This is a genomic window from Hydrogenophaga sp. LT287, from assembly GCF_055702805.1.
The window spans coordinates 1-20,751 of sequence record NZ_JBVPZC010000033.1 but is presented as its reverse complement, the minus strand read 5'-3'; the positions used below and the strand labels follow the sequence as shown (position 1 = coordinate 20,751).

Sequence of the window (20,751 nt, the reverse complement as noted above, 5' to 3'; positions counted from 1 at the left end):
TCGGTGCCCAAGCTGCTCAGCGCCTGGTTTGACAAGCCAGGACCCGCCGCTGGAGCCGGGTGGCATTAGCCTTTCTTGGCCCAGGCGTTGCACCAGCCTTTGCCGGCCACCTGCTTGCCTGCAAACAGGGGGCAGCCGGCCCAGGCGTCGGTGGCCTTGCCTTGGTACAGCGCGCAGTTGTTGCACAGCTGACCCGCGGCGTATTTCGGAAACTTTTTCTTGTCGGTTTTGGTCGCGTCTTCAAAGTAGCCCAGCGCAATGGCTTGGGGGTCTTTTTCGTTGAGCTTGGCCTGGGCTTGAGCCTGGGCGGCGGTGGTCAGGGCGGCGCTGCCGGCGGCCAGCGTCATGAGGAAGGTGCGGCGTGTGTTTTTCATGGGGTCATCGTTTTTCGTCATGCAAGCCAAAAGGGGAGACATCCCACGGCCAAGGGCTTGCGGTCTTGGCGTGTTTTGAACGAAGTCTGGGTCAGGCCTTGCGCCAGCCTCGGCGCACCACCAGAAAAAACCGGTAGCCGCCTTCGAGCAACCACAGCGTGGCCCGGGTGCCCAGCAGCCGGCCCAGCCAGGCCCAGCGGGGCAGGGCGCGCCACATGGCGGTGAAAGCCGCCGCGCCGCTGACCAGCTGGCCGTCGGGCAGGCGCATGTGCAGCCGCGCCATGGCGGCTTCGCGGGACAGGTCGCCGCCCAGCGCCGAAGGGTCGCATTGCGTCACGTCCACCCAGCACACACCGTCGCCGCCCGGCTGGCGCTGGTACAGGGCGATCTCTCGCGAACACACCGGGCAGCCACCGTCAAAATACACGGTTGGGCTGGATTGAGTTGGATTTGACATGGCCGAATGGTAGTTGAAACGGATGCGTGAGCGATTTATTGGGTTAATTCCGTCCGAAACACAGCGACAATACAACTCAAAAGCAACTCAATTGACTGTGCCATGGCCACCCGAAAACCACCTTCAGACGTTTCCACGCCGTTCGCTCCACCGCAACCGAGCTTTCGCAGCGGCGCCGTGGCGCGCATGGCGGGCATGCCGGTGTCCACCTTGCGCATCTGGGAGCAGCGTTACCAGGCGGTGGGACCCACCACCGCGCCTTCGGGGCACCGGCTGTATGCGGCCGCCGAGGTGGAGCGCGTCATCTTGCTGCGCCAGTTGACCGAGCAGGGCCACGCCATTGGCTCGCTGGCCGCGCTAGACACCGAACAACTGCGCAGCCTGGCCGTGCCGCAGGCTTCGGCGCAAGGGCAAGGCGGCTTTCAGGGCATGCGGGGTGGTGCGCCCCTGCGCGTCGTGGTGGTGGGGCAGGCCATGGCACAGCGGCTGCAGCGGCCGGCGGTGCTGCGCCGCTGGGGCCGGCCGCCGCAGGTGGTGGCGGTGTTTGACTCGCTGTGGGATGCCACGCAAGCCGCCGCTGTGCCCGCTGCGCCCATTGACGTGTTGCTGTGGCAAACGGCTGGCCTGCAAGACCGCGCGCTGGCCGATTTGAAAGCCGCGCAGCAAGCGTGGAGCCCGCGGTGCACGGCCGTGGCCTACCGATTTGCTGGCGCCGCCACGCGCCAGGCACTGGCTGGCACCGGCGCCGTGCTGGCACGTGAAACGGCGGATGACGATGCGCTGGGCACCTGGTTGCGGTCGCTGGAAGCGGCGCTGGTTGAAAAAACCGAAGCGGGCCGCCAAGCCGATACCGGCTCCGGCGCCTGGAGCCTGGCAGCGTTGGGGTTGGCCGGCGCGGCCGCACCGGCGCGCCGTTTTGACGACGCTACCCTGACGAAATTTGCAGGCTTGGCTACGGGCGTTGCTTGCGACTGCCCCAGCCACGTGGCGGAATTGCTGATGCAACTGGCCGCGTTTGAGGCCTACACCGCCGATTGCGCCCACCGCAGCCCGCAAGACGCTGCGCTGCATGCCGACCTGCAGCGGGTGGCGGGCGCTGCCCGGGTGTTGTTTGAGGTGGCGCTGGAGCGTGTGGCGGTGGCCGAAGGCTGGGCCTTGCCCTGAGAGGCTGAGTGGCTGAGTGGCCTCGCTTACTGTCGGGATTTTTGGCTCAGCGCCAGCAATTCGGCCGCTGAGCCCAGGCCGCGTGAAGTGCGGTTCCACCACTGTGAAAACGAGTCACAGCGCCGGTCCACGGTGGGGAACAAGGCTGGTGCGGCGTCGCACGCGGCCCAGCGCCCTAGCCAGGGGGCCAGGTGCGGCTCGTCCACGCTGCGCACCCGGCGCGCGCCCTGCAGCGCCGCGCCCAAGGTGGCGGCGTCTGCAAACCAGCGCAGCGCCGCCAGCTCGCCCATGCGGCGGCTGACGAAGTACCAGCGCCGTTCGCTCCACAGCCAGGCCTGGTGAAAGTCGGCCACGGCAATGCCCAGCACCAGCGTGTCGGGCGGCAGCGAGGCGGGCAGTGCGCCCAGGCTCCAGGGGTGCACCAGCCACACGTCGCGCCCGGCCACGGCGGCAGCGTCTGGCGCCGTCCAGCCCTGCCCTGGGGGTGGGCTGCTGTGTAGCGCGGGCTCCCGGGGCTGCAGCCCGCTGGCCCGGTGGCCAGGCAGCCCCGGCCGTGCCGGCTGGCGGGCCATGCGGTCCAGCGCTTCATACGACGCGTCGATCACGCTGCCCGGGCTGTGCCAGGGCTCGGGCGCGAAACGCGCCACGTTGTCGGCGTTGAACAAATAGGGCTTGCTGCTGCCGGTGCCGGCCACCCACTGCCAGCTCAGGTGGTTGCTGGCCAGGTCGCCGTCGAGCAGGTGGGCGTACAGCCAGTCGGCGCCCGCGCGCCAGTGCACTTTGCGCACATGCACCACGTAGCTGGCCAGCCACATGCGCGCGTGGTTGTGCAGCGAACCGGTGTCGTACAGCGTTTGCACCGCCACGTCGATGGCGGGCACACCGGTCTGGGCATGGCGAATGTCAGCCGGCAGTTCGGTGGCATAGCCAGACTCGGGCAGCAGCCCTTCGTGCAGCGACTGCAAGATGCCGGCGCCCCGGTGTTGCCACACGTGGCGAAAGTAAGCGCGCCAGCCCAGCTCGTAAACAAACTTGTGTTGCACGTCCAGCGGGTGCCGCTCGACCACACCGGCCAGCACCTCCGGCAAGCTCACAAAGCTGTGGGTGATGTAGGGCGAGAGCCAGGACACAGCGCCGTCAATGGCGTTGCGGCTGCGGGCGTATTCGGTGGGTTGCACGGCAGCCAGCCGGGACAGGGCGGCTGCGCGGGTGGGCTCAAAGGTGGGGGCAGGGGGGCGGCTCATGGCGTGGATTTGCCGCACAGGCACCCGGGGGCGGGGCAAGCGGCGGGTGTTGTTGGGTTGCTTTTGCTGCGCATCATCTCTGCTACCCAGGGTAGTTGCGTGCCGTGCGCCCCATGCCCCTCTCGTTCGGCGGTGTTCCCCCATACAGGCCGATCCAGAAGCCGTTCATATCCAGATGCCGTGCAGTTGCGTCCGTGCGTGGCGGGCCGCCAGACAACCCTCGGCTCAGGTCAGCACCACCGGCTCCAGCGCGTCCGTCGCTCCGCAAATGCGCCCGATGATGGCGGTGTGTGGGTAACCCGCCGCCTGCAGCGCCTGCACGCAAGCCGTGGCCTGATCGGCCGGCACGGTGGCCAGCAGGCCGCCGGCGGTTTGGGGGTCAAACAGCAGGGGGTAGCGCGGGTCTTTCACAAAGGCTTCGGCGTTGCGCAGGGCGCGGCGCAGGCGCACATTGGCCGGCTGCAGCGAGCTGACGATGCCGGCCTCAACGCATTGCACCGCGCCGTCCAGCAAGGGCAGGGCGCTCAGTTGCAGTTCGGCGTCCACGCCCGAGGGGCGGGTCATCTCGACCAGGTGACCGAGCAGACCGAAGCCGGTGAGGTCGGTGCAGGCGGTGGCGCCGTGCGCCCGCAGGATCTGAGCGCCGGCCTGGTTGGACACGACCATCGATGTCAGCGCCGCGTCGATCCAGCGGCCTTTGGCAGCGTGCTGCGCGTGCGCGGCAAACAGCGTGCCGGTGCCGATGGGTTTGGTCAGCAGCAACACGTCGCCGGGCTTCATGCCGCCTTTGCGCATCACGCCGTCCATGCGCTCGTCAATCAGCCCGTTCACGGCAAAGCCCAGCGCCAGCTCGCGGCCTTCGCCGGTGTGGCCACCCACCAGGCTGCAGCCGGCGGCGTTGAGCACTTCCACCGCGCCGGTCATCATTTGCAGCAGCAGGTCTTCCACCTTGGCTTCCAGGCCCGGCGGCACAGTGGCAATGGCCGTGGCGCTCTGGGCCTCGGCGCCCATGGCAAAAATGTCGCCCAGCGCGTGGTTGGCGGCCACTTTGCCAAACAGGTAGGGGTCGTCAATGAAGCTGCGGAAAAAGTCCACCGTGTGCACCATGGCCTTGCCCGGGGGCACGCGCACCACGGCGGCGTCGTCGGGCGCATGCAGGCCAATCAGCACGTCGTCGCGTTCCACCGGCTGCAAGCTGCCCAGTGCGCGGGTCAAGATGCTGGCGCCCACTTTGGCGCCGCAGCCGCCGCAACGCATGGCAATGGCCGAAATGGCTTGTTTCGACTCTTCGGCGCTCAGCGCCAGGCTGCTGGTGGGTGCTGCGCCAGCGCTGCCGGGCGCCATGGCGGGCAGCTCGGTGAACTTGCGCATGAAGCGCCGGTCAATGCTGTCCTTCCAGCGCCAGACCCAGGCGCCGGCAAAGCCCAGGCGCCCGCGCGAGGCCACGGCAAACTGGTCACCGGTGGAAATGAGCGCCAGCCAGCTGCGCTGCGGCTTGTAGGCCACCAGCGATTGGCCGCGCAGGCTCAGGCGCAGGTTTTTCACCAGCGGCGGGCCCATGCGCACCGCAAACACCCCGGCTTTTTCCAGCGGGCGCGCGGTGAACGAAGCCACGTCGCCAGCAGCAAAAATTTTCGGGTCGTTCAGCGTTTGCAGCCGGTCGTTCACCTGAATGAAGCCTTGCGCGTCCAGCGCCAGGCCGGTGCTTTGCAGCCAGGCCGGGCCGCCCGCCTGGGTCACCCACAGGGTTTCATCGGTGTCAAAACGCCGGCCGTCTTGTGTGTGCAGGCAGCCGGGCGTGACCTCGGTCACTTCGGCGTGCGCGTGCACCGCCACGCCCCGCGCTTGCAGCACGCGGGCAAAGCGTACGCGCACACCGGGGTTGTGGGTGGGCAAGATGGTGTCGCCCGCCGTGAGCAGCACAAAGTGCAGCAGGTCGGGGCTGCGGCCCAGCGCCTGCAGCTCGGTGCGCAGCCGGTATTGCATGGACAGCACCAGCTCGACACCACCCGCACCGCCGCCCACCACCGTCACCGTGAGCGGCGCCTGCAGCGCCTGCACCCGGGCCAGCAGGCCGAGCCAGCGCTGGTTGAACTGGGCGATGGGCTTCACCGGCACGGCGTGGGCTTGGGCGCCTTCCACCTTTCGCACGTTGGGTGTGGAGCCGGTGTTGATGGACAGCAGGTCGTAGGGCAGTGCGGGCCTGTCTTTCAGCAGCACGCGCTGTTGGGTGCGGTCCAGGCCGGTGACTTCGCCGCGAATGAAGCGCGCGCCCGCAAAGGCCGCCAGACGGCCCAGGTCGATGTGCACGTCGTCAAAGCTGTAGTGGCCCGAAATGTAGCCCGGGAGCATGCCGGAATACGGCGTGTCCACATCGGTACAAATGAGGGTGATGCGCAGGCCCGGCTCGGGCTGCATGGCCAGCATGCGCAGCACGACGACGTGGCTGTGGCCGCCGCCGACGAGCACCAGGTCGCGCAGGACGGGTTGTTCAGAAACTTGCATGGGAATCCGTGTGAGGCTGTTCCCCGGATCATAGAGGCGGGGCAGCGCGCGCTGGCGTACAGGGCCATGACAGGCCCGCCGTGGGGCCGGTTTTGGTGCCGCGCTCAGCTCAGTAGTGTGGGCTGGAAGCGGTCGGCCCGGTCCACCAGGCTGCGCATCTGGTCGGCCGCGTGGATGGTGACCGCGTGGGGCGTGTAGCCCGGCCGGGGTGAAATGTAGTCGGCCATTTCACGGGCCAGTGCCTGCTGGCTGGGCGGTGCGTTGGCCAGCAGCGCAATCACCATGTTTTCGAGGGCGATCACGCGCACGCGCAACTGCACCAGCTCGGCGTTGGTCAGGGCGGGCTCGTCCTTGGCTGGCTGCGCGGTGGGGTTGGGGGGCAATGGCGCGGTCATGGCGGTCTCCTGCTGAGGGGCGCGCGGTGCGCACCTGGGTCATTGTGGAATCGTTTGCTGCCGATGCCAACCGGGTCTGCCCGCACAGTTTTAAAACAGCACGCGGCTGCGCAGGGTGCCGGGCACACCCGCCAGCTCGGCCAGCGCCAGCTCGGAGTGCGCGGCGTCGATGTCCATCACCACGTAGCCCACGTCTTCGCGCGTTTGCAGGTACTGCGCCGAGATGTTGATGTGGTGGTCTGAAAAAATACGGTTGATGCTGGAGAGCACGCCGGGCACGTTGCGGTGGATGTGCAGCAGGCGGTGTTTGCCGGGGTGCGCGGGCAGGGCCACTTCGGGGAAGTTCACGGCCGAGGTGGAGGTGCCGTTGTCGCTGTACTTGACCAGTTTTTCCGCCACCTCAATGCCGATGTTTTCCTGCGCCTCCAGCGTGGAGCCACCGATGTGCGGTGTGAGGATCACGTTGTCCAGCCCGCGCAGCGGCGATTCGAAGGTGTCTTTGTTGCTGTGCGGCTCTTCGGGAAACACGTCGATGGCAGCGCCCAGCAGAGCCTGCTTCTTCAGCGCGTCGGCCAGCGCATCCACATCCACCACCGTTCCGCGCGAGGCGTTGATCAACACGGCGCTGGGTTTCATGCGTGCGATTTGCGCCGCACCGATCATCCATTGGGTGGCCGGTGTTTCGGGCACATGCAGGCTCACCACGTCGGCCGTGGCCATCAGCTCGTCCAGGCTGGTGAGCGGGCGGGCGTTGCCCAGCGGCAGCTTGGTGGCGGTGTCAAAAAACACCACGTTCATGCCCAGCGCTTCCGCCAGCACCGAAAGTTGCGTGCCGATGGCGCCATAGCCGACGATGCCCAGCGTCTTGCCGCGGATCTCGTAGGAATGGCTGGCCGATTTCAACCAGCCGCCGCGGTGCGCCACGGCGTTCTTTTCGGGTATGCCGCGCATCAGCAAAATCGCCTCGGCCAGCACCAGCTCGGCCACCGAGCGGGTATTGGAAAACGGCGCGTTGAACACCGCGATGCCGCGCTCGCGCGCCGCGGCCAGGTCCACCTGGTTGGTGCCGATGCAAAAGCAGCCGACCGCAGCGAGGCGGTGGGCGTGGCTCAGCACCTCGGCGGTGAGCTGGGTGCGCGAGCGGATGCCCACAAAATGCGCGTCGGCGATCTTGGCCTTGAGCTCGTCGTCGGGCAGGGCGCCGGGCAGGCTTTCGATCTGGCTGTAGCCCGCCGCGCGCAGCACGTCGATGGCCGACGGGTGGATGCCTTCGAGCAACAGGAAGCGGATCTTGTGCTTGTCGGTCGATGTTTTGGGGGCGGGTGGGGCTGTGGGCAGGAGGCTCTGGTTCATAGTTGACAAATATAGTCGGATTTTGGCGGTGCGCGTGCTGGGCAACGGCTTGTCCCTGTCGCTGGGCAGGGTGCGCGGGGTGCAGCGCGGCCGTGCAAGCCTTGTGCGGTTTTCAGGGCGTAAAAACCGCGCGCGTCCTCTGCAAAACGCCCGCGTACCTACGTAGAATCCCTGCGGCGTTGTGCCCGCGTTTGCGCGGCACCCGCCGCGCCCCATCGCCAAGAAAGCATCCGTCGAATGACCCAGGCCAGTTTTAATTTCGACGCCCCACCGTTGCCCGCCGTCGAGGCCCCAAGCGAAGTCCCGCCGCGTGCTGCGCCCGTTGTGGCCGTGGCACCAGAGGCGCTGGCAGCTACAGCGCCCGCACCCGAAGCGCTCGAACCCGTTTGCGAAGCGCCGCGCCCCGCGGGCGTGAACCCGCTCGAAGACCCGCCTGAAGATCCGCCCGAGGTGGCGGTTGACTTTGAAGCCCTGGCGCGAGCGCTGGAGCAGCACCCCGATTTCCGCGTGCTGCGCCGTCTGGTGCCTTTGATGGACTTTGGCCCCCGCCCAGGTGCCCCGGCGGGCACGGCCGGTGTGCAGCGTGTGCTGGTGCTGGACACCGAAACCACCGGCTTGCAGCACCGCAGCGACAAGATCATTGAACTGGCCATGCTGCTGGTGCAGGTGGACACGGCGACAGGCTTGCCTTTCGGGCCGGTCGAGATATTTGAAGGTTTTGAAGACCCGGGCATGCCCATTCCCGAAGTGGCGAAGCAAGTCACCGGTATCCGTGACGATATGGTGAAAGGCCAACGCCTGGACGACGCTCAGGTGGCGGCCCTGGTGGCCAGGGCCGACTTGGTGATCGCGCACAACGCGGGCTTTGACCGGCCGTTTGTCGAGGCTCGCTTTCCCGGTTTTGCCGACAAGGCCTGGGCCTGCTCGTTTGCCGACATCGACTGGAAGGCCTCCGGCGCAGGCTCTTCCAAGCTCAGCGCGCTGGCCCAGGACCACGGCTGGTTTTACGACGCCCACCGCGCCCAGGTGGACTGCCATGCCCTGCTGCAGGTGCTGACCCGCCCTGTGGGCAGCGGTGCCCGCACCGGACTGGCGCTGTTGCTGGACGCAGCCACAGCGCCCAGCTTCAAGCTGCGCGCCACGGGCTCACCGTTTGAATCCAAAGACCTGCTGAAGGAACGCGGCTACCGCTGGGACGCCGAAGCCCGCGTGTGGGCCTGCACGCTGCCAACGCCCGAACGGCTCGAAGCCGAGCTGGTGTGGCTCAAGAGCGAGGTGTATGGCCGACGCAGTGCCCGCCTGGAGATCGAAGCTATGGACAGCCGGGTGCGCTACTCAAGCCGGCCAGGGGTCATGTCTGAACGGGCGGTGTAGGCGGTTCCCGCAGCCTTCCAGGCCAAGAAATTCGCGCAGCGTCCTGGGCGTTCAAGCCAGCGGGAGTTTCACCACAAACCGCGAACCCTCACCCGGTACCGAAGTGACGCTGATGCCGCCGCCGTGGGCCTGGGCAATCTGCTGACAGAGCGATAGGCCAAGGCCGTTGCCTTCGTATTCCCGCCGCAGGTGCAGGCGGTGAAACGGCTGAAACAGTTTGTCAATGTCCTGGGGGTCGATGCCGATGCCGTTGTCGGCCACGGTCACGCAGACAAATCCGTCGGTGGCTTGCGCGGCGTGCGCTCGGGGGGCATGAATTTCAGCGCGTTGGCGATGAGGTTTTGAAACAGCAGCGACAGCAAGCTGGCATGGCCCAGCACCACCGGCAGGGGGGCGATGGTCAGCTCGGCCTGGGTGGCTTGCAGCCGGGCCGCCAGGGCGTCGCGCAGTTCGTTCACGGTCTCGTCGAGCGAGACGGGCGACGGCGTTTCGGTTTCGCCCATCTTGAGCCGGGCGAAGCGCAGCACGTCGTCGAGCAGGGTGCGCATGCGCATGCCGGCCTGGTGCACCAGTTTCAGGTAGCGCTGGCCGCTGGGTGGCAGTGCTTCGCTGTGGTCCGAAGCCAGCAGCCCGGTGAACTGCACCACGGTGTTGAGCGGCTCGCGCAGGTCGTGCGAGGCCATGCGGACGAATTGTTCGAGCCCTTCGTTGGCGTGTTTGAGCTCGGCGGTTTTTTGCTCCAGCTCGGCGTGGCTGGCGCGCAGTTCGGCCAGGGCGGCAGCGAGCACCTGCGCGGGAACCAGAGCCGCCGCAAAGGCCAGGTAAAAGAAGCCCTGTTGCCAATGGTGCGTCACGGGGGGTGGCACCAAAATGCCCAGCGCCTGCATGCTGGCGATGGTGATGGAGACCGCCAGCGTGACCAGCAGAGCACCGCCCAGCGGCAGCAGCATGGCCGCCATCAACAGGGGCATCACCGCGTACACAAAAGGAAACGTGAGGTAGGCCGTGCTGAGCACCGTGACACCCACCGAAACCATGGTCAGTGGGATCAGCCGGCCTTGCAGCAGCCTGGGCAATGGACCTCGGACCCAGGCACCGACCAGCACGAAGGCCAGCGGCAGCATGGACACCGAGCCAATCACCGAGCCCGCAAACCAGGTGAGCCAGATGTCGCCCAGCGCATCCATGCCCGAAGCCGACAGCAGCAATGCACCCAATGTGGCGCCCACCAGCAGGGGCAGCAGGCCGCCGTAAGCCAGCAGCGCCAGCAGCCGCCGGGGTGTGGCAATGTCCGTTTGGGTCAGCCCGGCGCGTTGCACCAGCCAGCCGCCCAGCAGCACCTCGGTGGCGTTGGCCGGAACAAACAACAGGGCTTGCAGCGGGTCGGTGCCCAGCAGCAGGTTGGCCAGTGCATTGCCCGTGGCCATGGACAGGACCAGCAGCGGCGCCTGGCGCAACGGACTGAAGGCGACCCAGGCAACGGCCAGGGCATTGGCGTACCAGATGGTGGCCATGCTGCCGGGTTGACCCGACAGTTGCAGCGAGACCAGCGCCGCCAGCGTGTAGCAAAGCCCAAGGGCCAGCGCTGATTGCCAGGGTGGACGCATGGGGCGGGCGGCAGGCAGGCCCGCAGCGCTGGCCTCTGCAGCGCGCATTGGCGCGGGGCTGAGGGGCTCAGACATGCGGCTTCTTGTCAGACGCCCGCCAGGCTTTCCAGCCCAGCAGCAGCAAGCCGCCGCTGAGCAAGCTGGCGCCCAGCACCGCGGGCCAGACCTGGGGTTGCCCCAGATTGTCCGAGTTCATCGGTTGCAGCCAGCGGTCGAGGACGGCTTGCCGTTGCCCATGCGGAATGGCCAAAATAGCGGCGTCCATGCGCGCGCGCAAGCCAGGCTGTCCTTTGCGAATGCCAAAGCTGAGCTCGTAGTCAAAGCCTACGCGGCCAGCACCGCGCAAGCCCTGGAGCCCCTGCGCTTGAACGATGTGGGCCACGCTGGCCGCGTCGGCCACGGCCGCTTCAAAGCGCCCTTCGGCCACGCCGAGCAGGGCTTGGGTGTCGTCGCTCACCGGTTGCCAGTCCACCATGGGGTAGGCCTTGCGCATGGCGGCCTCGACGGCATAGCCTTGGCCTACTGCCACGGGGCGCCCTTGCAGGCTTGTCAGTGCGTCCGAGGTGGGCAGCTGGGCGTGGTGGGTGCGCACCACCAAAATGGCTGGCACCTGCACATAAGGCCGCGTGAATTCAAGAAACACGGCGCGCTCGGGTGTGGGCCGCAACGACGTAATGACGTCGGCCTGGCCCTGGCGCAGGTTGGACAACAACGTTGGCAGGGGCGCCGCAGGCTGTTCCTGGATGCGCAAGCCGGTGGCTTCCTGCACCAGTTGAAGCATGTCGATGGACAGGCCTTTGGGCGTGCCGTCCTGGTCCACAAACACAAAAGGCGGGTAGTCGCGCTCCACCGCCAGCCGCAGGGTGGGCGCTTCAGGTGGCGTGGCCCCCACGGCGCTGCCCAGCAAGCACCAGGCCAGTGCGGTCCCACGGAGGGTCTTTCGAACAACCAAGGCCGCAGGCATGTTCGGGCTCAGGGGCGGCCGATGAGGGTCACCAAGCTGCTGGCGGTTGCCTTGTCGATGGGTTTGGTCACGTAGCCTCTGACCGAGCCAAAGGTCTCGGCGCGCGAGCGGTCGCGTGGATCGGGTGACGAGGTGAGCATGACCACCACCGCTTCGGCCTGGTTGGCCGCGGCCAGCTTTTCGTAGGCCTCCAGAAAGTCAAAGCCATTCATGCCCGGCATGTTGATGTCGAGCAAGATCACCGCGATGCCGTGTGCGGGGTCGCTCTGCAGGTGGTGCAGAGCATCCTGGGCCGACTCGTACTCCACCACGTCGTAGGCCTGGTCGCAGCGCTCCAGCATCAGGCGCGTAAACAGCAGATCACTCTCGTTGTCGTCGATCAGCATCACGCGCCGGGTCATAAGTCAATCTCCATCAGGGCTGCAGCGTTGCGGGTGTGCGGTACTCGACAGTCGAGTCGCACCAAAGCATCAATGGAGCCTATTTAACCATTTGTTGCTTGTGGTTACCAGCGATACAGGCCTGGTGAGAGGCGACTGGCTGTGCCCAGCCAGCGGTGTGGGCTTCAGGCCGCGCTGGATGTGGCGCCTGGGTTGGTCAGGGTCATCAAAATGTCGGCGTACCAGGCGCAGTTGAGCCCGAGCGATTCGTCCAGCACCAGGTCGCGGTTGCCCATGTCCATGCGCGAAGAGTGCACACCCAGCAGCTTCCAGGGCAGGGCGGCTGTGGCCGCGCTGGGCGCCACATCGCGCATCACCACGGCAGCGCCGCTGGTGCCGCGGTGGGTCCGGGCATCGGTCAAAAAGTAGCCTTGGCCCTGAAAGCGGATGCCGTAGGGCGACGCAATGACCGCGTGGCGCACCACCGGCAGGTGGTGCAGCGCATCGTGAAAGCCCAGCGGGAAGCCCACCACCAACAGCGAGGCGTCCACCGGAACGGCGTCAAACGTGGTTTGCAAGTGGGCCGGGGTGAAGGCGCGGATGATGGCGCCCTCGGGCAACTGGCTGCGGTCCAGTTCCAGCACCGCCACGTCAATTTCGCTCCCGCCGTCGCGGCCCTGGTGCCACACCGACTTTCCCTGCGCGTAAAGCAACATCGAAAACCCGGTGGAGCGGGTGAGGTTGGCGGCGTCCAGGTGCAGTTCAATTTCCAGCCGGTCCGGCAGGTGCTGCGAGGCCTCGTCGATCACCACGTGGCGGCTGGTCACCAAATAGAGCCGCTCGTCGCGCTCAAAGAAAAAGCCACTGGCGTTGGTGAGCGCGTGAGAGCCGAGGTAGGTGGATACACGGGGCGCCGCCAGAAACAACGGGTCCACGGGCGCCGTGCCGGGCGGTTGCTGGGGAGCGGGTGCTGCCAAAGGTGCAGCGGTCGGGTTTTGCGGTTTCACAGGTTCAGTGTCGCAGCTTTCATGCCAAGGCGCGCCACCCTGTTCCACTGCCGGCGTGCAAGCGCTTTAGGCCGGTACGCCCTCGGGTATCGGGGCTGTGGTCGAATCGGTCTTTCTGCACACCTTTTTGCCATGCACCCATGAACATCAACGACGATTTCACCCAGCGCATCGTGAGCCATGCCGACCAGTCGCTGTGGCAACCCTCGCCCCTGCCGGGGGTGGACCGCCGCCTGCTGGACCGGGTGGGTGACGAGGTGGCGCGGGCCACCAGTGTGGTGCGTTACGCACCAGGCTCGCGGTTTGATGCGCACCGGCACGGTGGCGGTGAAGAAATTCTGGTGCTGGACGGTGTTTTCTCAGACGAGAGCGGCGACCACCCCGCCGGCACCTACTTGCGCAACCCGCCGGGCAGCTCGCATGCACCGTATTCTCAAGAAGGCTGCGTGCTGTTCGTCAAGCTCTGGCAGTTTGCCGCCACCGACACCACCCCCGTGCGCCTGGACACCCGCAGCGAGCCCTGGCGGCCTGGCCTGGTGCCGGGCTTGTCCGTCATGCCCCTGCACGAGCACGACGGGGTCAGCACCGCACTGGTGCGCTGGGCGCCCCACACGCGCTTTCAGCCGCACCGCCACCCCGGCGGCGAAGAAATTTTTGTGCTGGACGGCGTGTTCAGCGACGAATGGGGCGACTACCCCACCCACACCTGGCTGCGCAGCCCCCGCTGGAGCGAACATGCCCCCTTCACCGGCCCGCAGGGTGCGCTCATTTATGTGAAGGTGGGGCACCTGGGCGCGGCGTTCCTGCAGCCCTGAGCGCCGCCCCCAGAGCGGCCACCGATGGTGCGCTGTGTGAATGTTGTACTTTTTGCAACAACCGCCCTGAACTGAAGGTGCTGGAGACGTTTTCAGTGCTGCATTTGATGTAATCGAGGCGCTTGTGTAAGCGGTTCTGCCAGAATGCCCTTAATCAATTTGGGGCAAAAAAAGATGACCGCTTGGGCCGTGGGTGCTTCGCTCGACCCCCTGTGTACGACTGCGCTCAGCGGCTTGGTGCCCAGCCGAGGGCTGAGCTGCGCGCGCCAAGCGGGTCGAAGGTTGTGGATCTGGCTGTTTGTGGCCCCGTGGCTCGCGCTGCTCGTGGGATGTGGCCAACCCCCCCTGCCTCCGTTGAGCGTGGGCTTGAATACCTGGGTGGGATACGACCCGCTGGTGCTCGCACGCGACAAAAAGCTGCTGGATCCGGGTCAGGTCAAGGTGATCGAGCTGTCTTCAAGCTCTGAAACCTTGCGGCATTTCCGCAATGGACTGCTGGACGCGGCGGCGCTGACCCTGGACGAAACCCTGCGGCTGGCCGACGAAGGCATTGATGTGCGTGTGGTGGCCGTGCTGGATGCCTCCAACGGTGCCGACGTGGTGCTGGTTGACCCCAGCATTGAGCGGCTGAGCGATCTGCGAGGCGCGGCTATCGCGGTCGAACAAACCACCGTGGGAGCGCTGATGCTGCAGCGCCTGTTGCAAGCAGCCGCACTGGAGCAGACCGACGTGAAGGTGCTCAATATGGACGCCACCCAGCACCTGCCGGCGCTGAGGGCACAGCGGGTGAGCGCTGCCGTTTCTTACGAACCGCTGGCCGGCGCCTTGCGCGCCGCGGGATTCAAGGAAATTTTTGATAGCCGACAGATGCCGGGTGACATTGTGGATGTGCTGGTGGTCCGGGCGGATCTGCTGAACACCCGGCAGGATCAGGTGGTCGCTTTGCTGGCCGCTTGGCAAGATGGGCTGCAGGCCTTGCTGGACGACACTGACGGGGCCGCACGGCTGCTGGCGCTCGGCACAGACCTCTCGCCTGAGGCGTATCAGAGCACGCTCAAGAGGCTGAGTTTTTATGCACCAGCGCAGTCGCTGGAGCAACTCACGGGTGCGCCCCCGCCCCTGGGACGCAACGCGCAACCGCTTGTCACCACCTTGCAGACGATGGGGCTGCTCAAGAGAGCACCCGACTGGGATCGCTTGGTTTCGCCCGAGCCTGCGCTGCGCCTGCAATCGCTGAGGAGCCCTTCGTGAGCGGGGTGCGCTCGCCGCTGCGCCTGCCGGGTCGCTGGCTCGTGCCCTTGTTTTTGCTGGTTTTTGCCTTGCTGGCCTTGGCTCTGCGCTACAACCACCAAATGCAGGCGCTGGACCAGGAGGTTGGCTCGCAGGAACAGCGGCGCTTGCTGGAGCGCCTGAGCGTGGAGCAGACCCGGCTGGATGTGCAGACCGGCTTGGGCAACACGCCGCTGGTGCGCCGGCTGGTGGGCGGGCTGGCGTTGCACCAGGGGCTTACCCGTGCCTACTTGGTTGGCGCCGACGGCCGGGTAGAGGCAGCGTTGTCGCGGCTGGATATCGGGCAGCCGCTGGCAGCCGCATTGGCGCGAACCGAAGATCCTCCCGCGGTGTTGCAGGCACTGAGCCCACAGCGCATGTTGCCCGCGATGCTGGTGCAACGTGCCGAGGGGCTGCCGCTGTTGACGGCGTTGGTGCCGGTGCAAATGAATCGGCGCCTGCTGGTCGTGGTGGACTTGTCTTACCCGCTGGCGCAGCGCCGCGCCAGCGTGCAGGCCGAGGTGGCCACTGAAGGTGCCCTGATGCTGGCGGCTGCAGGCTTGCTGGCGGCGTTGTTGCATCTGTTGTGGTTCCGCCGCGCGCAGCGCCTGGCGCGATCCTTGTCCGAGATGGGTGCGGGCAACTTTGCGGCGCGCACCGGCCTGAGGGGTGGGGACGAGCTGGCACTCATCGGCGAGGCGGCTGACCGCATGGCTGACCAGCTGCAAACGGGTCAGGAGCGTATCCGCCGCATGACCGCCATCATCAACCGATCGCCCTTGGTGGTGATTGAGTGGCGCAACGTGCCAGGCTGGCCAGTCAATTTTGTGAGCGAGTCGGTTGAACAATGGGGTTATGCGCCCGCCGATCTGCTCAGCGGTCAGCTTCATTTTGCCGACCTGATTCACCCCGACGATGTGGTGCGCATCACCGATGAGGTGACCCAATACCTGGCCCATGGCCCCGACGAATACCGCCAGGAATACCGCATTCGGTGTGCCGATGGGCGCTGGGTTTGGGTGGACGACCGCACCTCGCTCACACGCGGGGACGGCGGTGAGGTGGTGTCCATCAGCGGCATTTTGCTGGACACCACGGCGAGGAAAGAAGCCGAGCTGGCCCAGCGCGAGCAGGCGGAGCTGCTGCGCATGTTTTACGAGCTGCCGTTCCTGGGCATGGCCATTTCGTCACCGGACGACAAGCGCTGGCTGCAGGTGAACGACCGGCTTTGCGACATATTGGGGTATTCACGCGACGAGCTGCTGCGCATGAGCTGGGCCGAGATGACGCCGGCCGGGGATCTGGAGCGCAACGTCGAGCTGTTCAATGAGTTGCTGGCCGGCCAGCGCAACGGCTACCGGATGGCCAAGCGTTTTTTGCGCAAGGACGGCGGTATCGTTCACGCCGAGATCGATGTGCGCTGCGTGCGTGACGCCGGTGGCAGCGTCAAACAGCTGTTTGCCACCATCCAGGATGTGACCGAGCGCAAACAGACCGAGGCCGCGCTGCGCACCCAGGAAATGCAGTTGCGGGAAGCGCAGCGCATTGGCCGCATGGGCAGCTGGGACCTGAACCTTGAGACCGGACACGTCAACTGGTCGGACGAGGTGTACCGCATTCATGAGGCGGATCCGGCCCAGTTCCAGCCTTCGTTTGACGCTTTCCTGAACCTGGTTCACCCGGAAGACCAGGCGCGTGTGCGGGCGACCTACCAGCGCTCGATCGATGAGCGAACCGTGTACGCCACCACCTGCCGCCTGGCTTTGCCGGGCGGGCGCATCAAGCACCTGCGCGTGCGCGGCGAGACCGAGTGGCAGGCCGATCGCCCCGTGCGCACCGTGGGTATGGTGATGGACGAGACGGATTTGATCGAGGCGCAGGTGGCGCGTGACCGGCTGGCCACCGTCATGGAGGCGACCTCTGACATCGTGAGCATGGCCGACCCGCAGGGGCGGGTGTTTTATTTCAACCGGGCCGGTTACCAGATGCTGGGCTTGCCCCTTGACCAGCCGCTGGACGGCGTGATTCCCAACGTGCATCCGGACTGGGCCGCGAAGCGGGTGCTGGAGGAAGGTATCCCGACCGCGATTGCCGAGGGGAGCTGGCTGGGCGAGACCGCGATCCTCAGCCACCAGGGCACCGAGGTTCCGATGTCGCAGCTGATCATGGCGCACCACGATTCGCTGGGCCAAATTGACTATCTGTGGACCATCCTGCGCGACATTTCTGAGCGCAAGGCGGCCGAGGCTGCGCTGGGGCTGGAACGCTCCCGGCTGGCTGAGGCCCAGGCGGTCGCGCGTATCGGCAGCTGGAGCATCCAGATACCCAGCGGCGAGGTGAGCTGGTCGGCACACCACTACGCGGAGCTGGGGCTGGACCCGCAGCGGGTCAGGCCCAGTGTGGAGGCTTACCTGTCGGTGGTGCACCCGGACGACCTGGCGCGCGTGCGGGCGCATGTGGAGCGTGTGGCGGAGCACCACGTTGAGGGTGTGACCAAGATCGAGCACCGCATCATCACCCCCCAGGGTGTTCGCCATGTTGAAGAGCGGGCGAGTGTGGAAAAGGACGCCGAGGGCTGCGTGGTGCGGCTCTACGGCACCACCATGGACATCACCGACCGTGTGCTGGCCGGCCAGGCCTTGCGTGAAGCCAAAGACATGCTGGAGCAGGGCGAGGCCGTGGCGCGCATGGGCAGCTTCTCCTACGACAGTGCCACCGGGGTGTTGACCTGGTCGCGCCAGGCCTTTGCGACCATCGGGTTGCCTTGGGCGCCTCAGCCGCCCAGCATCGACGAATACTGTGCATGCGTTCACCCGGACGACGTGGGGATGTTGCGCGAATCCATCGGGCTGCTGGTGGCTGGCAGTGAGGTGCCTGAGGTGCGTTTCCGAACCCATCCTGACCGGGGGCCGGTGCGCTGGCTTCGCCGCGTCTTCAGCAGGTTAGACCGTGCTGCGGTGGGCCTCAAGCCGCGTTATGTCGGCACCCTGCAAGACATCACCGATGCCGTGAAGGCCGAAGAAAAATTGCGCCAGATCAACCTGCAGCTGGAACAGCGTGTGGCCGAGCGCACCGCGCAACTGAGCGTGGCCAACCGGGAGCTGGAGGCGTTTTCGTACACCGTGTCGCACGACCTCAAAGCGCCCTTGCGTGGCATTGATGGTTACAGCCAGTTGCTGGTGGAGGAATACAGCAGCCGGCTGGACGATGACGGGCGCGAGTTCGTGCAGCGCATTCGGCAAGGTGTGCGCCAGATGGGCGAATTGATCAACGATTTGCTGGAATATTCGCGCATGGAGCGCCGTGACATGGCGGTTGAGCCGGTCGCCTTGCAGCCCCTGGTCGAGAAGATTTTGGATGGCTACCACGCCGACATTCAAAAGCAGGGGGCACAGGTGCAGCTGGCCTTGGAGGCCATGACGCTGTCGCTCGACCGCGAAGGTATGTCGGTGGTGCTGCGCAACCTGGTTGGCAATGCATTGAAGTTCAGCCGGGAAAGCCATCCCTCTGCCATCGAAATCGGGGCTCGTACCGATGCTGGTCGGCGTATCCTTTGGGTGCGTGACAACGGCGTGGGCTTTGACATGCAGTACCACGACCGCATGTTCGGTATTTTTCAGCGCTTGCACCGGGCCGAAGACTATCCCGGCACAGGCGTGGGTCTGGCGCTGGTGGCCAAGGCGGTTCAACGCATGGGCGGACGCGTCTGGGCCGAGAGTACGCTGGGCGTGGGTGCTACTTTTTACCTGGAGTTTCCTGAATGACGACGTCTGTTTCCACGCCGCCCATTTTGCTGGTTGAAGACAACCCGATGGACCTTGACCTGACGCTGCGTGCGTTCAACAAGAAACGGTTTTCCAACAAGATCGAGATCGCCCGCGACGGTGAAGAGGCGCTGGCTTTCTTCCCGCGTTGGGAGGCCGGTGAACCCTTGCCGGCCGTGATCTTGCTGGACATCAACATGCCCAAGGTCAATGGGCTGGAGGTGCTCAAACAGCTGAAAGAGCACCCGATTTTTCGCCGCATACCGGTGGTGGTGCTCACGTCGTCGCGCGAAGACCGCGACCTGAAAACCGCCTACGACCTGGGTGTGAACTCCTACATTGAAAAACCGGTGAGCTTCACCAAATTCATTGAAGTTGCGGAGCACATTGAGTTGTATTGGTGCGTCTTCAACGAGCGCCCCTTCTGACGACCCCAACAAGGAACAACCATGCTGAAAATTCTGATTCCTACCGATGGTTCCGAGCAGGCCCTGCTGGCTGTGGACCACGCGCTGGCCCTGGTGAACAACGGTCTCAAGGCCTGCTTTGTGGTGGCCAATGTGCAAGACACCGCCACGCTGTATGAAATGGTGGTGGCGCACGACCCCAGTGTGTTGCAAGCTGTGAACGAGGGTGCCGGGCACGACCTCATGGCGCCGGCCGTGGCGCTGCTGGAAGCCGCAGGCCAGGCGGTCGAACAGGAAGTGGCCACGGGCGATGCCGCGCAGATGCTGGTGGACATGGCCGAGCGCCATGGCTGCGATGCCATCATCTTGAGCGCGCGCGGGATGGGCAGTTTGCGCGCTTCGGTTATGGGCTCGGTGTCCCATGAGCTGCTGGAGAGCTCACCCGTGCCGGTGACGGTGGTGAAAGCGCCGGAAGCCGTCGAAGAGGCCGACGAAGAAAGCGAAGAGGGCGAAGAAGGCAACTGAGACCCGCCCGCGCGTTGCGCTGGCCCACTCCAAGCCCACCGGCCACGGCCCGTGGGCTTTGTTGTTTGGCGAGGTAGCGGTTCACAGGCTCTGCGGCGCCATCGGTGGTTTTTTGGTGTTCAAACCTTTGATGAATATTACGTTTAGAGAAACGTATTTACCAATAGTGAATTATTGGCTATAGTTCAAACCCAGCACCGCCGAGGGATGTTCATCGGCGGGCGACACCCACAGGAGCACCGCAGGCATGGCCACCTACACCTACCCCACTTTCCCCTACCAGGCGCCGCACGACCTGATGCAAGGCGCGCCGCAGCGCAAACCGCTGGTGATCATTGGCGCCGGCCCGGTGGGTCTGGCGGCGGCCATTGACGCCCGCTTGCAGGGGCTGGACGTGTTGCTGTTTGACGAAGACGACAGCGTGTCTTTTGGCTCGCGGGCGGTGTGTTACGCCAAGCGCACGCTGGAGATTCTGGACCGCCTGGGTGTGGGCGATGGGGTGGTGGACAAGGGTGTGAGCTGGAGCGTGGGCCGCACCTTTTTGCGCGAAGAAGAGGTGTACCGCTTCAACCTGGTGCCCGATGCGGGCCACAAGCGCCCCGGCATGATCAACCTGCAGCAATACCACCTGGAAGAAGCGCTGGTGAAACGCGCCACCGAGCTGGGTGCCGACCTGCGCTGGAAATACAAGGTGGTGGGTGTGGAGCCCTTGGCCGATGGCGCCCGCGTCAGCGTTGAGACGCCGGACGGGCATTTCGACATCGAGGCCGACTGGCTGATCGTGGCCGACGGTGCGCGCTCCAATGTGCGCCGCCAGCTGGGGCTGGACATTGAAGGCCATGTGTTCAAAGACCGCTTTCTGATCGCCGATGTGGTGATGAAGGCGGACTTTCCGGCTGAGTGTTGATTCATTTCCAAAACTGGGCCATTTCGGGACGCGTTCACGTTGAAATCTGAGCCACGTTGCCGCTCTATCCTGCTGAATTTTTCAGCACGGAGGAGCAGGAGTGATCAACGTGAGCACATTGAGCAAGTTACGCCGCCTCGTGCTGAGGCAGGACGTGTCGGTGCGCGAGGCCAGCAGGCGCCTCGGTATCTCGCGCAACACAGCCACCAAGTGGCTCAAGGACGGCCAGATGGCCGAGCC

Annotated in this window: 20 protein-coding genes; 9 read left to right on the top strand and 11 right to left on the bottom strand. The window is 65.7% G+C overall.

Annotated elements, in window-relative coordinates; translation table 11 throughout:
* Positions 1–65: 65 nt before the first annotated feature.
* The gene (locus AC0GNR_RS17220; RefSeq protein ID WP_472902124.1) at positions 66–374 is read right to left on the bottom strand and encodes a high-potential iron-sulfur protein; all 309 of its coding nucleotides are present in this window, start codon (positions 372–374) and stop codon (positions 66–68) included.
* A 91-nt stretch (positions 375–465) separates the two neighbouring features.
* Positions 466–831, bottom strand: coding sequence for a thiol-disulfide oxidoreductase DCC family protein (locus AC0GNR_RS17215; RefSeq protein WP_472902123.1), 366 nt, complete (start codon positions 829–831; stop codon positions 466–468).
* Between the two features lie 102 nt (positions 832–933).
* On the opposite strand from AC0GNR_RS17215, the gene AC0GNR_RS17210 reads away from it, so the two are divergent.
* Entirely contained in the window at positions 934–1,995 is a 1,062-nt protein-coding gene (locus AC0GNR_RS17210; protein ID WP_472902122.1) for a MerR family transcriptional regulator, read from the top strand.
* A gap of 26 nt (positions 1,996–2,021) precedes the next feature.
* On the opposite strand, the gene AC0GNR_RS17205 is transcribed toward AC0GNR_RS17210, so the two are convergent.
* The 4 genes from AC0GNR_RS17205 to serA form a co-directional block, all read right to left on the bottom strand.
* Positions 2,022–3,239, bottom strand: coding sequence for an FAD-binding domain-containing protein (locus AC0GNR_RS17205; protein ID WP_472902121.1), 1,218 nt, complete (start codon positions 3,237–3,239; stop codon positions 2,022–2,024).
* Between the two features lie 225 nt (positions 3,240–3,464).
* Positions 3,465–5,744: a selenide, water dikinase SelD gene (gene selD / locus AC0GNR_RS17200; RefSeq protein WP_472902120.1), complete on the bottom strand. Its 2,280-nt coding sequence runs from the start codon at positions 5,742–5,744 to the stop codon at positions 3,465–3,467.
* Positions 5,745–5,848: 104 nt separating this feature from the next.
* Positions 5,849–6,139, bottom strand: coding sequence for a hypothetical protein (locus AC0GNR_RS17195; protein WP_472902119.1), 291 nt, complete (start codon positions 6,137–6,139; stop codon positions 5,849–5,851).
* Between the two features lie 90 nt (positions 6,140–6,229).
* Positions 6,230–7,492 carry a phosphoglycerate dehydrogenase gene (gene serA, locus AC0GNR_RS17190; RefSeq protein ID WP_472902118.1) on the bottom strand — a complete coding sequence of 421 codons (1,263 nt, stop codon included), beginning with the start codon at positions 7,490–7,492 and terminating at the stop codon, positions 6,230–6,232.
* A gap of 237 nt (positions 7,493–7,729) precedes the next feature.
* On the opposite strand from serA, the gene AC0GNR_RS17185 reads away from it, so the two are divergent.
* A complete protein-coding gene (locus AC0GNR_RS17185; protein WP_472902117.1) occupies positions 7,730–8,866 on the top strand; it encodes a 3'-5' exonuclease in 1,137 nt (378 codons plus the stop codon).
* A gap of 51 nt (positions 8,867–8,917) precedes the next feature.
* On the opposite strand, the gene AC0GNR_RS17180 is transcribed toward AC0GNR_RS17185, so the two are convergent.
* The 5 genes from AC0GNR_RS17180 to AC0GNR_RS17160 form a co-directional block, all read right to left on the bottom strand.
* Positions 8,918–9,133 carry a sensor histidine kinase gene (locus AC0GNR_RS17180; RefSeq protein WP_472902116.1) on the bottom strand — a complete coding sequence of 72 codons (216 nt, stop codon included), beginning with the start codon at positions 9,131–9,133 and terminating at the stop codon, positions 8,918–8,920.
* Positions 9,130–10,548, bottom strand: a complete 1,419-nt coding sequence (locus tag AC0GNR_RS17175) for a sensor histidine kinase (protein ID WP_472902115.1) — start codon at positions 10,546–10,548, stop codon at positions 9,130–9,132. The genes AC0GNR_RS17180 and AC0GNR_RS17175 overlap by 4 nt, the downstream gene beginning before the upstream one ends.
* Positions 10,541–11,437 carry a transporter substrate-binding domain-containing protein gene (locus AC0GNR_RS17170; RefSeq protein ID WP_472902114.1) on the bottom strand — a complete coding sequence of 299 codons (897 nt, stop codon included), beginning with the start codon at positions 11,435–11,437 and terminating at the stop codon, positions 10,541–10,543. The genes AC0GNR_RS17175 and AC0GNR_RS17170 overlap by 8 nt, the downstream gene beginning before the upstream one ends.
* 8 nt (positions 11,438–11,445) lie before the next feature.
* Positions 11,446–11,838, bottom strand: a complete 393-nt coding sequence (locus AC0GNR_RS17165; protein WP_472902113.1) for a response regulator — start codon at positions 11,836–11,838, stop codon at positions 11,446–11,448.
* Between the two features lie 164 nt (positions 11,839–12,002).
* Complete coding sequence (locus tag AC0GNR_RS17160; RefSeq protein WP_472902129.1) at positions 12,003–12,794, bottom strand: S1 family peptidase; 792 nt, start codon at positions 12,792–12,794, stop codon at positions 12,003–12,005.
* A gap of 170 nt (positions 12,795–12,964) precedes the next feature.
* Here AC0GNR_RS17160 and AC0GNR_RS17155 point away from each other — a divergent pair, with 170 nt between their 5' ends.
* The 7 genes from AC0GNR_RS17155 to AC0GNR_RS17125 all read left to right on the top strand — a co-directional run.
* Positions 12,965–13,639, top strand: a complete 675-nt coding sequence (locus tag AC0GNR_RS17155) for a cupin domain-containing protein (RefSeq protein ID WP_472902112.1) — start codon at positions 12,965–12,967, stop codon at positions 13,637–13,639.
* 144 nt (positions 13,640–13,783) lie between these two features.
* Positions 13,784–14,890: an ABC transporter substrate-binding protein gene (locus tag AC0GNR_RS17150; protein WP_472902111.1), complete on the top strand. Its 1,107-nt coding sequence runs from the start codon at positions 13,784–13,786 to the stop codon at positions 14,888–14,890.
* Positions 14,887–18,672 carry a PAS domain-containing protein gene (locus tag AC0GNR_RS17145; RefSeq protein ID WP_472902110.1) on the top strand — a complete coding sequence of 1,262 codons (3,786 nt, stop codon included), beginning with the start codon at positions 14,887–14,889 and terminating at the stop codon, positions 18,670–18,672. Before AC0GNR_RS17150 ends, AC0GNR_RS17145 begins: the two co-directional genes overlap by 4 nt.
* Positions 18,669–19,100, top strand: coding sequence for a response regulator (locus tag AC0GNR_RS17140; RefSeq protein ID WP_472902109.1), 432 nt, complete (start codon positions 18,669–18,671; stop codon positions 19,098–19,100). Before AC0GNR_RS17145 ends, AC0GNR_RS17140 begins: the two co-directional genes overlap by 4 nt.
* 21 nt (positions 19,101–19,121) lie before the next feature.
* Positions 19,122–19,604, top strand: a complete 483-nt coding sequence (locus AC0GNR_RS17135; protein WP_472902108.1) for a universal stress protein — start codon at positions 19,122–19,124, stop codon at positions 19,602–19,604.
* Between the two features lie 247 nt (positions 19,605–19,851).
* Positions 19,852–20,511 carry an FAD-dependent monooxygenase gene (locus tag AC0GNR_RS17130; RefSeq protein ID WP_472902107.1) on the top strand — a complete coding sequence of 220 codons (660 nt, stop codon included), beginning with the start codon at positions 19,852–19,854 and terminating at the stop codon, positions 20,509–20,511.
* 109 nt (positions 20,512–20,620) lie between these two features.
* Positions 20,621–20,751: helix-turn-helix domain-containing protein (locus AC0GNR_RS17125; protein WP_472901826.1), on the top strand; the 131-nt coding region annotated here is incomplete at its 3' end.